The sequence below is a fragment of the Aminobacter ciceronei genome, assembly GCF_014138625.1.
Classification (GTDB): domain Bacteria; phylum Pseudomonadota; class Alphaproteobacteria; order Rhizobiales; family Rhizobiaceae; genus Aminobacter; species Aminobacter ciceronei.
The window spans coordinates 45436-60477 of record NZ_JACJHY010000021.1; the positions used below are offsets into that span (position 1 = coordinate 45436).

At 61.9% G+C, this 15042-nt stretch carries 15 protein-coding genes; 7 read left to right on the plus strand and 8 right to left on the minus strand.

All coding sequences use genetic code 11. From position 1 onward, the window contains the following. Positions 1–123: 123 nt before the first annotated feature. From dnaA to HNQ95_RS20625, 8 genes are all read right to left on the minus strand, one after another. Positions 124–1659: a chromosomal replication initiator protein DnaA gene (gene dnaA, locus HNQ95_RS20590; protein WP_067954401.1), complete on the minus strand. Its 1536-nt coding sequence runs from the start codon at positions 1657–1659 to the stop codon at positions 124–126. A gap of 835 nt (positions 1660–2494) precedes the next feature. Then, entirely contained in the window at positions 2495–2761 is a 267-nt protein-coding gene (gene rpsT / locus HNQ95_RS20595; protein WP_067965745.1) for a 30S ribosomal protein S20, read from the minus strand. A gap of 134 nt (positions 2762–2895) precedes the next feature. After that, a complete protein-coding gene (locus HNQ95_RS20600) occupies positions 2896–3669 on the minus strand; it encodes an enoyl-CoA hydratase (protein ID WP_154385934.1) in 774 nt (257 codons plus the stop codon). A 50-nt stretch (positions 3670–3719) separates the two neighbouring features. Next, positions 3720–4610 (minus strand): bifunctional DNA-formamidopyrimidine glycosylase/DNA-(apurinic or apyrimidinic site) lyase, encoded by an 891-nt coding sequence (gene mutM / locus HNQ95_RS20605; RefSeq protein WP_154385933.1) that lies wholly within the window; start codon positions 4608–4610, stop codon positions 3720–3722. Next, positions 4603–5841: a phosphopentomutase gene (locus HNQ95_RS20610; protein ID WP_067965739.1), complete on the minus strand. Its 1239-nt coding sequence runs from the start codon at positions 5839–5841 to the stop codon at positions 4603–4605. The genes mutM and HNQ95_RS20610 overlap by 8 nt, the downstream gene beginning before the upstream one ends. 106 nt (positions 5842–5947) lie before the next feature. Then, the gene (locus HNQ95_RS20615) at positions 5948–6544 is read right to left on the minus strand and encodes a TadE/TadG family type IV pilus assembly protein (protein ID WP_246340911.1); all 597 of its coding nucleotides are present in this window, start codon (positions 6542–6544) and stop codon (positions 5948–5950) included. Between the two features lie 74 nt (positions 6545–6618). After that, positions 6619–7128: a TadE/TadG family type IV pilus assembly protein gene (locus HNQ95_RS20620; protein WP_246340914.1), complete on the minus strand. Its 510-nt coding sequence runs from the start codon at positions 7126–7128 to the stop codon at positions 6619–6621. Positions 7129–7331: 203 nt separating this feature from the next. Continuing rightward, positions 7332–7757, minus strand: coding sequence for a pilus assembly protein N-terminal domain-containing protein (locus HNQ95_RS20625; RefSeq protein WP_067965734.1), 426 nt, complete (start codon positions 7755–7757; stop codon positions 7332–7334). A gap of 364 nt (positions 7758–8121) precedes the next feature. Between HNQ95_RS20625 and HNQ95_RS20630 the strand changes: the two genes are divergently transcribed. From HNQ95_RS20630 to HNQ95_RS20660, 7 genes are all read left to right on the plus strand, one after another. After that, a complete protein-coding gene (locus HNQ95_RS20630; RefSeq protein WP_083948712.1) occupies positions 8122–8295 on the plus strand; it encodes a Flp family type IVb pilin in 174 nt (57 codons plus the stop codon). A gap of 175 nt (positions 8296–8470) precedes the next feature. Then, positions 8471–8992: an A24 family peptidase gene (locus HNQ95_RS20635; RefSeq protein WP_067965732.1), complete on the plus strand. Its 522-nt coding sequence runs from the start codon at positions 8471–8473 to the stop codon at positions 8990–8992. A 127-nt stretch (positions 8993–9119) separates the two neighbouring features. Further along, positions 9120–9935 carry a Flp pilus assembly protein CpaB gene (cpaB, locus tag HNQ95_RS20640; protein ID WP_067965731.1) on the plus strand — a complete coding sequence of 272 codons (816 nt, stop codon included), beginning with the start codon at positions 9120–9122 and terminating at the stop codon, positions 9933–9935. Further along, positions 9932–11452: a type II and III secretion system protein family protein gene (locus tag HNQ95_RS20645; RefSeq protein ID WP_067965729.1), complete on the plus strand. Its 1521-nt coding sequence runs from the start codon at positions 9932–9934 to the stop codon at positions 11450–11452. Before cpaB ends, HNQ95_RS20645 begins: the two co-directional genes overlap by 4 nt. Before the next feature lie 14 nt (positions 11453–11466). After that, positions 11467–12177, plus strand: a complete 711-nt coding sequence (locus HNQ95_RS20650; RefSeq protein ID WP_246340910.1) for a CpaD family pilus assembly protein — start codon at positions 11467–11469, stop codon at positions 12175–12177. 22 nt (positions 12178–12199) lie between these two features. Further along, positions 12200–13483, plus strand: coding sequence for a CpaE/TadZ family protein (locus tag HNQ95_RS20655; RefSeq protein WP_154385932.1), 1284 nt, complete (start codon positions 12200–12202; stop codon positions 13481–13483). Between the two features lie 29 nt (positions 13484–13512). After that, on the plus strand, positions 13513–15018 hold the full coding sequence (locus tag HNQ95_RS20660) for a TadA family conjugal transfer-associated ATPase (protein ID WP_182575140.1): 1506 nt from the start codon (positions 13513–13515) through the stop codon (positions 15016–15018). Positions 15019–15042 lie beyond the last annotated feature (24 nt).

The following is a 15042-nucleotide window of genomic DNA, read 5'->3' on the forward strand; positions in this document are numbered from 1 at the left end:
TTCACCTGAGTCTGACAGGAAAAACGGCGGAAAGGCAAGCCCGCGCGACGACTTGGCGGCCGTGGCGCGGGCGTTCTGGGGATAAGTCGCAGGCGTCAATCCGTCGCCTGCGTTTGCAGCCCGTCAGGCCTGGTCGTTGATCAGCCGCCTCAACAGTTCGAGCTCCTGGGCGAGCGTGTTGTCGCCGCCCGACAGATCCTCGATCTTGCGCACGGCATGCAGCACCGTGGTGTGGTCGCGACCACCGAAACGCCGGCCGATCTCGGGCAGCGAACGCGGCGTCATCACCTTCGACAGATACATCGCGATCTGGCGCGGCTTGACGATGGTGCGGGTGCGGCGGTTCGACAGAAGCTCGGTCTTCGACACGTTGTAGTGCCGCGCCACGATGCGCTGGATGTCTTCGATGCGCACGCGCTTCGGCTCGCCGGAGCGGTAGATGTGGCCGAGAATCTCGTCGATGCGCTCGATCGACAGCTGCGGCTCGAACGACTGGCGGAAGATCAGCTGGTTGAAGGCGCCTTCCAGCTCACGGCCCGAGCCGGTCACGGTGCGGGCGACATGGGTGAGGATCTCCTCGTCCATGGCAAGGTTGGGGTCTTCGTGCTTGGCGCCGGCGAAGCGCAGCTTGAGCATGCCAAGGCGCATGCCGAAGTCCGGTGCCGACATTTCGAGCGCCACGCCGCCATTGAGGCGCGAACGCACGCGCGGCTCGAGCGATTCCAGTTCCGCCGGCGGCCGGTCGGCCGCAACCACCACCTGCTTGGCCGAATCGAGCAGCATGTTGATGAGATGGCAGAACTCGTGCTGGATCGACTTGCCCTGCAGGAACTGCATGTCGTCGATGATGAGCAGGTCGATGTCGCGCAACTGTTCCTTGAGCGTCAGCGCGTTGTTGTCGCGGATCGCGGTCGCAAAGCGCCACATGAAGTATTCGGCCGTCAGGTAGACGACACGCGACTTCGGGTTCTGGCGCAGCGATTCTGCGGCGATTGCCTGCAACAGGTGCGTCTTGCCGAGACCGACGGTGGCGTGGAGGAACAGCGGGTTGAAGCGCGAGTTCGATTCCGCCACAGCACGCGCCGCTGCAAGGGCCACCCGGTTGGACGGGCCTTCGACGAAGGACTGGAAGGTGTAGCGCGGGTCGAGCGGCGAGCCGAGCACGCTCTGCTTGAATTCCTGGTCGGCGGTGCCGTTGCGCACCGGGGCAGGGCGCTCGGCAGCGCGCCCTGCAGCCACGGTGCTGGTGGCAAGGGCGGTCTGCGCCTGGCGCACCGGCTTGCGCAGTGCAGCCGTGTCGGCTTCCACGCCGGGGCGCGCCGTGCGGGTTGCCGTGCGGATGATGATCTCGAGCTTCAGCAGCCCAGGCTCTTCCTGGCGCCAGAGTTCGGAAATGAGATCGAGATAATGGCTGTTGATCCAGGAGCGCAGGAAAGCCGTCGGCACCGAGAGGCGCACGATGCCCTTCGAGGTCTCCGCAAGCTTCATGCGGCCGAACCAGCTTGAGAAGACCTCGCTGCCCAGGCGTACCTGGAGCTGCGTCTTGACCCGGTCAAAATTCTTCTCTGCGGCGCTGGTTGCTGCCACTTCATTGCCCTCGATCAGTTCGCCGGTAAAAAGAAAGCCCGCATTTGCTTCCCTTTCGATGCCGCTTTGCATTGTTTGCAATCCCTAACCTTCGGTCCTCGTTGCCGAATGGGGACGCGCCGCTCGCGTCTCCATCGGTGTATGTTCATTCGGGATGCTTGCCGTTTCCGGCGGAGCCCCAGTCACCTTCGCCTAGCGCCATGCAGCGCTTTCGGAAGGCCAGTGCCGCGGGGGCGGCAGCACCAGGCAAATGCGTAGCCACCCGGCGAAATCGCCGGTGCGATGCAAAGTCACCATGCCGTGTATCCCCACACGCCCCAAGTATACTTCGAAGTGGGCATACCTCCCCCGGACGCGGATTCCATCCACGCCGAGAACGCCGCCGATTTTGTGGCTTTGCAGAGGGCTTGCTGCCCGTCCCTTCGATAAAAAGACCTTACAAAAATCGCTGTGGACGAGGCAAGGCCGAGTCTAACCCGTTTTTAATGAATCTGCTTACCTCGGCTCCGGATTCAAAGCTTGCCGGTACCCCTCAAAGGGACAAAGCCGTTGTGATTCAAACCCTTTTCCGGGGATCGAAAAAAACCGCACGCCGGCCGAAATATTTTTAAAAGAATCCGCTTGACACCAACTTGTCCCCCGAGCCCTGCGGGCAGCTTGAACAAGCTGTGGATGACCATTCGCAAGTCTTTGAAATTGATAGGTAATTTCTGCCAGCCCGAGTCTGGTTGTAGGGCTACTTCTAACAGTTGTAGTTATCAGAATAGCCGCATATGCCGGCAAAATTTCGACCCCCTGCAGACCCTGCTTGGACGGCCCTTCGGATGGGTTTTTCGGCCCCCATCCGGCAAAAGAAAAACCCGGCTGGTTAGGCCGGGTTGATCAGAAATCCAATTGCTTGCAGGGCTTAGGCGGAAAGCGCCTTGAGCCGCTGTGCCAGGCGCGAAACCTTGCGCGAGGCGGTGTTCTTGTGCAGCACGCCCTTGGTGGCGGCGCGCATCAGTTCCGGCTGGGCGGCGTTGAAGGCGGCTTCCGCCTTTGCCTTGTCGCCCGAGGCCAGTGCCTCTTCGACCTGGCGGACATAAGTCCGGACGCGCGAGCGGCGGTTCTTGTTGACCGCTGCGCGGCGGGCGATCTTACGCGTTGCCTTCTTGGCCGAGGAGGTATTGGCCATGGTGCCTCTCTTTGGTCTCTAGGTGGGCGCCCGCGGGTATCCGTAGAGCGCAAAAATAAATCGGGCGTCCCTGGGGGCGCCTCAGTTGGTGCGGCTTATAGTTCAGCTTGCCGCCAACGTCAACGCGATTCAGGTCAGCGGTTGCGGAAATTCGCAGTCCTTTTCTCGGCAAAGGCCGCCATGCCTTCCTTCTGGTCGTCGAGTGAAAACATCGAATGGAACACGCGGCGCTCGAAGCGCAGGCCTTCGGACAGCGTTGCTTCATAAGAACGATTGACCGCTTCCTTGCACATCATGACAGCCGGAAGCGAGAAGTCGGCGATCTTTGCCGCCGCCTTCATCGCCTCTTCCATCAGATCGGCCGCGGGCACGACTCGCGAAACGAGTCCGGAGCGCTCGGCTTCGGCCGCATCCATCATCCGGCCGGTCAGGCACATGTCCATCGCCTTCGACTTGCCGACGAAACGGGTCAGGCGCTGCGAGCCGCCCATGCCGGGCATGACGCCGAGCGTGATCTCGGGCTGGCCGAACTTGGCCGAGTCGGCGGCGATGATGAAGTCGCACATCATGGCGAGTTCGCAGCCGCCGCCCAGGGCGTAGCCGGCGACAGCTGCAATCATCGGCTTGCGGTTGGCTGCAAAGGCCTCCCAGCCGGAGAAGAAGTCTTCCATATAGGCGTCGACATAGGTCTTGCCCTGCATCTCCTTGATGTCGGCGCCGGCCGCGAAGGCCTTTTCCGAGCCGGTGATGACGATGGCACCGATGCCCTGGTCGGCTTCAAAAGTGCCGGTGGCGGCGAGGAGCTCGGCCAGGACAAGAGAATTGAGCGCGTTGAGCGCCTTCGGGCGGTTGAGCGTGATCAGCCCGACCTTGCCGCGTGTTTCGACGATGATCGTTTCATAGGCCATCTTGCGGCTCTCCCTCTCTCGCAGCGTCACCAATGAGGCTTTGCTCTAACTCAGCGCTGGCACTGGCGGCAATAGAAGGTTGAGCGCCCGCTCTGCACGATGCGCTCGATGTGGCCCGCACAGCCGCTGTGCGCACAAGGTTCGCCCTCGCGGTCATAGACGGAGAAGGAGTGCTGGAAGTAGCCGAGCGAGCCGTCGGTATGGACATAGTCGCGCAGCGAGGACCCGCCGGCGGCGATCGCATCGGCAATGACTTCCCGCACCGATGTCGCCAGAAGCGTAGCCCGCTCCTTCGCCACCTTGCCATTGTCGGCGATTGTGCCTGCGGCCCGCGTCGGCGACAGCCCGGCGCGCCAAAGTGCCTCGGAGACATAGATGTTGCCCAGTCCGGCAATCAGCCGCTGGTCGAGCAGGGCCGCCTTCAGTGGAGTCTTCTTGCCTTCGAACAGATGGGCGAGCAGTTCACCGTCAAGCGTATTGCCCGTCGGCTCGACGCCAAGTCCCTGCAGCATCGGATGCTCGGTGCCGTTGCGCTCGGCAAACAGCATGAAGCCGAACCGCCTGGGGTCGTTGAAGACGACTCGCGCCGAAACCCCCTTTGGATCCGCGACGTGGAAGACGACATGGTCGTGAGCCTCGGACTTCGAGCGCTCGTGGTGGAAATTGCCTGGGGCGGCAGAGCCCTCGTCGGTTTCGACGCGGAACGAGCCGGACATGCCGAGATGGCAGATCAGCAGCGGCGCATCCTCGACATCGGCGATCAGATATTTGGCGCGCCGTCCGAGCGAGGTGATCTTGCGGCCTTCCAGGCGTTCGCCGAACCTGTCGGGGAAGGGGTAGCGCAGATTGGGGCGGCGGGTCTCGACGCGCTCGATGCGCGCGCCTTCCAGCACCGGCTGCAGTCCGCGCCGCACGGTTTCGACTTCGGGCAATTCAGGCATGGCTGGCGACCGTCTCCAGGAAGGAGTTGCCATGGCGGCCGGGCGCCAGGCCGAGATGGGCCGCCACCGTTTCGCCGATGTCGGCGAAGGTAAGCCTCAGCCCGATGTCCCCGCCGGAACCGCCCGCAGCGATACCGATCACCGGGATGCGCTCGCGCGTGTGGTCGGTGCCTGGCCAGGTCGGGTCGTTGCCATGGTCGGCGGTGAGGATGAGCAGGTCGCCCGGCTTCATCCGCGCAAAAGCCTCGGGCAGGCGCCTGTCGAAGGCCTCGAGGGCTGCGGCATAACCCGGCACGTCGCGGCGATGGCCGAACTCCGTGTCGAAGTCGACGAAGTTGGCGAACACCAGGTCGCCGTCCCGGGCGTCGTCCATGGCACCGAGCGCTTTGTCGAACATCGCCATGTTGCCGACGCCCTTGCGGATTTCGCTGATACCGCGATGCGCGAAGATGTCGCCGATCTTGCCGATGCCGATCACCTTGCTGCCGCGTGCGGTGAGGCGGTCGAGCAACGTGTCCTCAGGGGGCGGGGTGGCATAGTCGCGGCGGTTGGGCGTGCGCTGGAACGTTGCCTTGCTCTCGCCCAGGAAGGGTCGGGCGATGACCCTGCCGATCTTCAGCGGGTCGACGAGGCGGCGGACGACCTGGCATAGCTCGTAGAGCCGCTCCAACCCGAAATGCGTTTCATGTGCTGCGATCTGCAGCACCGAATCCACCGAGGTGTAGCAGATCGGCTTGCCTGTTCTGACATGCTCTTCGCCGAACCGTTCGATGATCTCGACGCCGCCGGCGTGGCAGTCGCCCAGAATGCCCGGAACCTTGCCTTCCCTGGATATCGCTTCGGTCAGCGAGGCGGGGAAGGCCGGAACAGTCTGCGGAAAATAACCCCAGTCGAAAGTGACGGGCAGGGCGGCGATTTCCCAGTGGCCGGAAGGTGTGTCCTTGCCGCTCGAAACTTCCTGTGCCGCACCGAAAAAGGCGCCGGCACGTAGCGGCGTGCCGGCGGCGAATTCGAACCCTGTCGCCCGCCTGGCGGCGAGGCCAAGCCCGAGCGATGCCATATTCGGCACCTCTAGCGGGCCGCTGCGCAAACCGACGCGGTCGCCGCGGCCCTCGGCGCAGGCGCTCGCAATGTGCCCGAACGTGTCGGAACCGACGTCGCCGAAGTGCGCGGCGTCGGCCGCCCCGCCAATGCCGAAGGAATCCAGAACAAACAGGAATGCACGCGCCATCTACAAGGGGCTCTCAATTGCCGGTCCGCCAGACATAGGATCAGTCGCGGACGTTGGCAATTATCCGGCGACAGCTGACAGCTTCGCGGCACAGGGCTGTGCCGGTTCAGCAGTTCGTGCAGGGAACCGATGCGCTCATGCGGGGGCGCAGATAGTAGGTTTCCGACATCGGGATACTGGCGAAAGCCGCGCCCAGGCCAAGCGTCTGTTTGCTTGTGGGTGTCCAGACGATGACGGGCAGGTAGTCGAGGTTGCTTTCGACGCGGATGAGGAAGGTTCCTCTGATCTTGAGTGCCGTCGGCACCGTTGCCGGAGCGTCTTTGGGGGCGTCCATCGAGGCAGTGCCGTTCACGAGTTTGCGTGACCAGGCCACCTTTACGACAGGTGTCGGTTCATCGGTTATCTCGATCGCGGTGATCACGATCTTGCCGACACTGCGATTGTAGGGCTGCAGGATCGATTCACCGATCTTCATGATCGCATCGATCTCGGCCGTGGTGGTGGTCTGCTGCTGGGTGACGAGGTCGGCGACCATCGAGCCGACGCGGCTGACCTTCTTGTTGGTCTCGATCCCTTGCGAAACCTCCATGGTCACGAAGTAGAGCGACAACAGCAGCGGCGCGATGATGGCGAATTCGACGGCGGCAATACCGCGCCTGTCACCGACCAGCGCGCGAGCGCGACACCGCCATTGCTCCAGCAAGGATCGTGCTCCCGCGCAGAAAGACATGTTGCCCCTTTTCCCAGGTCCGCGGCTCTCGTGGCCGATCGGTTCACTCAGTCGTTAAACGGTTCGTTCTGCCAGGTGACGGTCGCGTATTGCAGGGTCTTGCCGTCCTTGAGGTTCGACATCGATGCCCGCATGAAATCTGTGATGACAGGCCACTTGTAGATGACCTGCAGCATGTTCTTGGACATCGAAGGGCCTGGTGTGACGGCAAAGCCTGTCGTGTCGACATCCCTGTCGCTGGTCAGTTTGAGCTTGACCTTTGCCGCTTCGGCAAAGGTCGGATAGCTGCGCAGATCGACGATAAGCTGGGCCTTGCAGTCCTTCGAGACCAGGACTGCAAGCTTCTCGCAAATCTTGTTCTTCAGTTTGTCCTCGGTGAAACCTGCCGCCTTTTCCTGGCCCGTGCGCAACTGCCGTGCAACTTCGTCGGCGGCATTGGCGAGCACCTGTTGCCCGGCAAACGCAATGCAGCTTTCCAGGATGGCAAAGACCAGCAGCGAGAACGGGATCGCCAGCACGGCGAATTCGATCGCTGTACTGCCGCTCCGGTTCCGCATGAACCTGATGAGGTGGCTTGGCTTGGATCCGTTCACATCAATGCCTTCTGCAACCGCTGCTGCGCTCATGTCCCGACCGCGTTCCGTGGTTCGCGTCGACGTATAAGGGAAAGCTGTTGAGGTCCGGTTTGAATGACCGGGAAAATTGTGCGAATCCGGTTTACCCGCGGCTAACCACGCGGCGCAGTGTCACGCATCGACACCTACTGGCTGGCGTTCATCTCGCTCTCGGACATCCGCTCGGCATCGCTCTTGTAGGAGCTCTCGCAATAGGGCGTGCAGGACAGCGTCTGGATCTCCGAACGCCGGTAGATGCGGACGGATGAGGCGTCATGGCGGATAACCGTCACCTGCTCGTCGACGATCGGGCTGCCGTCGGCATCGAGCACCACGAGGTTGGTGACTCCGAAACCCTTGCCGGTGAGCACGATGGTCGAGGCGTCCTGTATGGCAGCATCGGCGATCGCCGAATTGCCGACCACAATGGTATCGGCCGGGCGCGTGAGCCGCACGATCTTGGCCTGGTTCATCGTCACTTCAATGCCCGCGCCGGCATATGCGTATGTTGCGGCCGCGAGAGATGCCAGCCAGGCGCAGGTTCCCAGGACATAAAGGTTTGGCTTGGCCATGTCGTCGCCCCCTCGGCGGCTGTCGGTGTCGGTCCACTGTTCAATGGAAGATGAACGACTTTGGTGAACCAACGGTTAAGCGTTGCATGGTGACAACCATAGGGCGAGGCGGCATCCCTTTCGAACAGTCTTCATGTCACGTTGCCGGCGCCGAAGAACGCCTTCCCGAGGCAGGGGCCATCCCTGACAATTGTTGGGCTGCGCTTAGTTCGCAGTTAACCAAATGGAGCCAAGCCGCCACGAAAGGATTCGGTAAGGCTGTTTCTTAAGTCGATCGAAAGAGCTCCCCGCTAGGTTGCAGTCATCCGATCGACGACAAAGAAATGTTGGCGGAAGTGCTGTAACACGGAGCAAGGAGCTTATCATGTCGAACCTCATCGCACGTTTTGTGAAGGACGAATCCGGCGCGACCGCCATCGAATACGGTCTGATCGCCACGCTTATCGCGCTTGCCATCATCGTTGCCGCCGGCAGCGTCGGCACGCAGCTGGATGCACGCTTCGACGCCATCGCAACGGCGCTGACGCCCGCCCCGTAATATGGGCGCAAAGCCTCTCCGGCGCTTCAGTCGGTAAGGTTCACGGAAGGCTGCTCGCGTTGAGCAGCCTTTTTGCTTTCGGGCGGCAATCGATGGATCCCGCCGCCGGTTCATCGAAGCTTAATGCCGCTTCGTTAGCTTCGACCCATGTGGTGTGAATGGCGGAGATGTAGCCATGCTTGAAGCGTTGATTTTTGTCGTATTTCCCTTCTGCATGGTCTTTTCAGCCGTCTCCGACACCTTGTCGATGACGATCGCCAATCGTGTGCCGCTGCTGCTGCTCGGTGTGTTCCTCGTTGTTGCACCGCTAACTGGAATGGCGTGGGCGGATATCGGTTTGCATCTTGCCGCCGGTGCCTTGCTGCTGACGGTTACATTTGCTTTGTTTGCCTTTGGCGGCATGGGCGGCGGCGACGCAAAGCTGATCGCTGCCACCGGCGTCTGGATGGGGCTAGGTATGCCCCTGATGGAGTATCTGCTCACCTCGACGATCCTTGGTGGTGTCCTGACGCTCTCGATCCTGGCTTTCCGGAGTTCGTTGCTGTCTCGCGTCGTCAGCCAGAACATGTTCCTCAAGAACTTCTCCGAAGACGCAGGCGGCGTGCCCTATGGCATTGCCCTTGGGCTCGGCGGGCTCGTCACCTACCCGGCCTCGCCGCTGGCGGTCTGGGCAGTGGAGCGTCTGGCGTCACAATAGCCCTGCAGACACCACGCGTAAGAAACAATTAATCACGCTTGTAAGGACTGCATTAACCATAAGTTGACGATTGCCTATGCAAAGTCCGGCTTGGCTTGATGGGGTGCCAGGGCGAGGTTTCGGACAAATGGCTGCATCGCGACTGATGATACTGGGCGTAGCGGTCGCTGCCGCAGGCGGCGCCGGTTTTGTCGCCAAGAACATGTCGGCACCGCCGCCGGCCGAGGTCATTGTCGAGTCCGGCCCACAACAGCCACAGATTGCCCTTACGGATGTTCTGGTGCTGACCGCCGACGTGCCCATGGGTGGCACCGTCGAAAACAACATCGGCTGGCAGCCCTGGCCCAGTGACGGCGTCAATCCCAATTTCATTACCCGGGATGCCGAGCCCGAAGCGCTCGACAAGTTCAAAGCCTCAGTGGCGCGACTTGCCATGTACAGTGGCGAGCCGCTGCGCAAGTCCAAGCTGATCGGCGAAGGCCAGAGCTTCATGTCGGCGGTCCTGCCGTCCGGCATGCGCGCTGTCGCCACCACGATCTCCGCCGACACTTCGGCTGGTGGTTTCATCCTGCCCAACGACTATGTCGACGTCATCATGACGCGCCGCACCGACGCATCGAAATCCGGCGGCGGCTTCACCACCGAAACCATTCTCAGTAACATCCGCGTCCTGGCCATCGATCAGGCCATCCAGGAGGATGAGGAAGGCAAGAAGGTCAAGGTTGGCGAAACCGCCACGCTCGAGCTTACGCCGCAGCAGGCCGAAATCATCACCGTGGCGCAGCAGATGGCTGACCGACTGACACTGGCGCTGCGTTCGGTTGCCGACACCCAGCAGAAGAACCTCGCCGAGGCCGATTATCTGGTTTCCGGCTCAGGCAAGCGCGGAACGGTGCGGCTCATCAAATCTGGCGAGATTTCTGAATCGGGAGCACGGAAATGAGGTCCTGCATCAGACTTCTGGCGACCGCTGCCACAGCCCTTGGCATCCTGGCCGGCGGCTCCCTTGTTGCCAATCTCGCCCCGGCTTCCGCAGCCCAGGCCAAGATCGGCTCGAACACGACCAACAGCCAGCGCGTCAAGCTAGGTCTCAACAAATCGGTTGTCATCGACCTGCCGAGCGACGCCTATGACATCCTCGTCGCCAACCCGGCCGTTGCGGACGCCGTCACCCGTACGGCGCGGCGCATCTACCTGTTCGGCAAGGCGGTCGGTGAAACCAACATCTTCGTTTTTGGCCCCAATGGCGAGCAGATCGTCAGCCTCGATCTCTCTGTCGAGCGCGACGTTGCCGGCCTCGAGGATTACATCAAGCGCTTCATCCCCAGCGCCGACATCAAGGTCGAACTGCTGAACGACAACGTCGTGCTGACCGGCACCGTCGACACCCCGCTCGATGCCAAGCGCGCCGTCGACCTGGCGACGATCTTCGTGACAGGCGGTGAGGCGACGACTGGTCAGTATTCGCAGACTGCCTCCGGCGGATCCCAGAACGGCGGCGTCGATATCGATAACCCCGACCAGACGCGCCAGAAGAGCAAGATCGTCAACCTGCTCCAGATCGTCGGCGACGATCAGGTGATGCTGAAGGTCACCGTCGCCGAAGTCAGCCGCAACATCATGAAGCAGCTTGGCGTCAACATGCTGGCGAATGGCGGCGCAGACGGCATTAGTTGGGGCATAGCAAACGCCGCGACAGGCGGTCTGGGCGCGCCGTTATCGGGCAAAAACTTCTCATTGATTGGCAAGAATGGCCTTGAAGCCTCGATCAACGCCATGGATCAGGCAGGTGTCCTGAAAACCCTTGCCGAGCCGACCTTGACGGCAGTGTCGGGCGAGCAGGCGACTTTCCGCGTTGGCGGCGAGTACAACATGTTGCGAGAGGTTTCGGCGCCAAAGATGAACGACCAGGGCGTCGTCACCGACCCCGGCGGCCTCCGCTACGAGACGATGGAATATGGCATCAGCCTTGAGTTCAAGCCTGTCGTGCTCTCGCCTGGGCGCATCAGCCTGAAGGTTCGGACGGCGGTCTCCGAACCGACAAATGAATCACCGGGCGCCAGTGGTTCCAATCCGATGCTGCCGTCGTTGCGCAAGCGTCTTGCCGATACGACAGTTGAACTTCCGTCTGGCGGCTCGATGATGATTGCCGGTCTCGTTCGCGACGACGTCAAACAGATCATGGGCGGGGTGCCCGGTCTTTCGAAAGTGCCGATCCTTGGCACGTTGTTTCGCAGTCGCGACTTTATCCGCAATGAATCCGAATTGGTCATCATCGTGACCCCATATCTGGCGCGCCCGGTTGCACGCAATGAACTCGCCAAGCCTGACGACAATTTCAGCGTTGCCAGCGATGGCGCCGGTATTTTCCTCGGCCGCGTCAACCGGGTCTACGGCACCATGAAAACCGACAAGCCCATGGGCCGCTATCACGGCGTCGTCGGCTTCATTTACAAATGAGCGGGGATAGGGGCATGTCTCAGGCAATCTTCACACGTACCGCCGACCGCGACAGACCGGTCAATGCGCGCTTCCTTGGTTCACTGCTTGCAGCTGCCGCGGTGGCATTGCTGGCAGGCTGCGCCAATCGTGACAGCGTCGTCGTCGGCTCGATCCCCGACGACTACCGCACCAATCATCCCATCGTCATTGCCGAGAAGAACCAGACCCTCGACATTCCGGTGGGTGCTGGTGATACCGGCATTACCAGAGGGCAGAGGATTACTTTCGAAGGATACCTGCAGCATTATGATCGCAATGCGGCCCCGACGCTGACGATCATGACCCCTGCGGGCGGGGCCAACGACGCTGCAGCTTCGAGGACTGCCCGTGGCTTGATGAACGTCGCGATGAAGGCCGGCGTTCCCAGAAACCGGATCGCCATCACCCGCTACCAGAGCGAGTACCCCGAAGCATCGTCACCCATCCGCGTTGTTTACGCGGCGATGAGGGCGCAGACGGGCCGTTGCGGCACCTGGCCGGCGGATATCGCCGACACGACCGAGAACAAACTCCACGCCAATTTCGGCTGTTCCTATCAGAACAATCTCGCGGCGCAGATCGCCAACCCGGCAGACCTGCTCGGGCCACGCAAGCAATCCGAGATCGATGCCGAAAACCGCAACGTGGTGATCGACCAGTATCGAAAGCCGCCGGCTCCCTGGGATCCGGAAACATTCTATTGATGGGATTTGGGGGCAGTCAGACATGAGCAATCTCGCCTACGATTCCCCATCCGATGGGGCCGAGCTGTCGCAGCATGATCTTGACGTCATGCAGACCTTGAGGCCCGTGCCGCGCATTTCGATCCAGGCCTTCTGCGAGACAGACAGCGTCGCCGGGCCGATTGGCCGCGCCGGCGAGGACCGTCGGATGGCCAAGGCCCATCTCCAGGTCCATATGGGCGGTATCGAAACCGCCATCGAGGTCTACAGCGGCGCACCGACCCCGAATCTGATCATCCTGGAGTCGCGCAGCGAACCCAAGAGCTTGCTTGAGGCGTTGCATCGGCTGTCGGAATATTGCGACCCGAGTTCCAAGGTGGTGGTCATCGGCCATTACAACGACGTCGCGCTCTATCGCGAGCTGATCCGCTCGGGCATCTCGGAATATGTCGTGGCGCCTGTCTCCACCGCGGATGTCGTCAGCGTCATCTCCTCGATCTTCGTCGACCCCGACGCAGAGCCGATCGGACGCTCGATTGCGTTCGTCGGTGCCAAGGGCGGCGTGGGTTCCTCCACCATTGCCCACAACATCGCCTGGGCGATGTCGAGCCTGTTCAAGTCCGAGGTGGTCGTCGCCGATCTCGACCTGGCCTTTGGCACCGCCAACATCAACTTCGACCAGGACCCGGCCCAGGGCATCGCCGAGGCGGTGTTTGCGCCGGAACGTGTCGACGAGGTCTATCTCGACCGCCTGCTGGCCCAGTGCGCCGAGCATCTGTCGCTGCTTGCAGCACCCTCGACGCTTGAGCGCGTCTATGATTTCGACGCCGAGGCCTTCACATCGATCATCGACACGGCCCAGCGCAGCTCGCCGATGCTTGTGCTCGACGTACCCCATATCTGGAGCGGCTGGAGCAAGAACACACTGCTTCGCGCCGATGAGGTGGTCATCACGGCGACGCCCGAGCTGGCCAATCTGCGCAACACCAAGAACATGGTCGATATGCTGAAGCGGCTGCGGCCCAACGATCCGCCGCCCAGGTTGATTCTCAACCAGGCCGGGGTGCCGAAACGCCCTGAGATCACCGCCAAGGATTTCGCCGAGCCGCTTGGCATCTCGCCGTTGGCGGTCATCCCTTTCGACCCGCTGCTGTTCGGCAATGCCGCCAACAATGGACGCATGCTGGGCGAGATGGATGCCAAGAACGCGGTCGTCCAGACGATCAACGAGATCGCCCATGTTCTCACCGGCCGGTCCGAGGCCAAGGCCAAGAAGGCGTCCGCACTCGGTGGAATTCTCAGTCGGCTGAAAGCCCGCAAGAAGTGATGCCAGTGCGGCGGAGGTGTTAGTCGATCATGTTTGGCAGGAGAGGCAACGACGACGGTAATCGCCCCACGCCGGGGTTCCGTCCGCTCGCAACGACGCCGCCCCCCGCGGCATCGCCACAGGCCGCCGACACGCTGGTTGCTCCACGCCCCGCGGCGCCTGCGCCGGCTGCACCGGCAGCCGCGCCGCGGCGTAATTTCGAGCCGACGCCCTCCTATGCGCCAGAGCCGCGCAAGGCGCAGCGCGAGCGCAGCGAAAGCTATTACGACACCAAGAGCCAGGTGTTCTCGGCGCTGATCGACACCATCGATCTGTCGCAGCTTGCCAAGCTCGATCCTGAAAGCGCGCGTGAAGAAATCCGCGACATCGTCAACGACATCATCGCGATCAAGAACTTCGCGATGTCGATCTCCGAGCAGGAAGAGCTGCTTGAGGACATCTGCAACGACGTGCTCGGCTACGGCCCCCTCGAACCGCTGCTGGCGCGCGACGAAATCGCCGACATCATGGTCAACGGGGCCAAGAACGTCTACATCGAAGTCAACGGCAAGGTCGAGCAGACCTCGATCCGCTTCCGCGACAATCAGCAGTTGCTCAACATCTGCCAGCGTATCGTCAGCCAGGTCGGCCGCCGCGTCGACGAATCCTCCCCCATCTGCGATGCGCGCCTGCCCGACGGCTCGCGCGTCAACGTCATTGCGCCGCCATTGTCGATCGACGGCGCCGCCCTCACCATCCGCAAGTTCAAGAAAGACAAGCTGACGCTCGATCAGCTGGTCAAGTTCGGCGCGATCTCGCCACACGGCGCCGAAGTGCTGAAGATCATCGGCCGCGTCCGCTGCAACATCATCATCTCGGGCGGTACGGGCTCCGGCAAGACGACGTTGCTCAACTGTCTGACCAACTACATCGACCGCGACGAACGCGTCATCACCTGCGAGGACTCGGCGGAACTGCAACTGCAGCAGCCGCATGTCGTGCGCCTCGAAACGCGCCCGCCCAACCTGGAAGGCGAGGGCGAGGTGACGATGCGCGACCTGGTCAAGAACTGCCTGCGCATGCGGCCCGAGCGCATCATCGTCGGCGAAGTGCGCGGACCGGAGGTGTTCGACCTTTTGCAGGCGATGAACACCGGCCATGACGGCTCGATGGGCACCATTCACTCCAACAGCCCACGCGAATGCCTCAACCGTATCGAGGCGATGATCGCCATGGGCGGATATTCGTTGCCGCAGAAGACCGTGCGCGAGATCGTCGTCGGCTCCGTCGATATCATCATCCAGGCCGCCCGCCTGCGCGACGGTTCGCGCCGCATTACCCACATCACCGAGGTGATCGGTATGGAAGGCGACGTCATCATCACCCAGGATCTGGTGCTCTACAACATCAAAGGCGAGGACCAGAACGGCAGGCTGATCGGCAGCCACGTCTCGACGGGCATCGGTCGGCCGCACTTCTGGGATCGTGCTCGCTACTACGGTGAGGAAGCACGTCTGGCGACCGCACTCGAAGCCATGGAAAAGGCTTCGGATTGACATGCATAGGATGAGGATCTGACG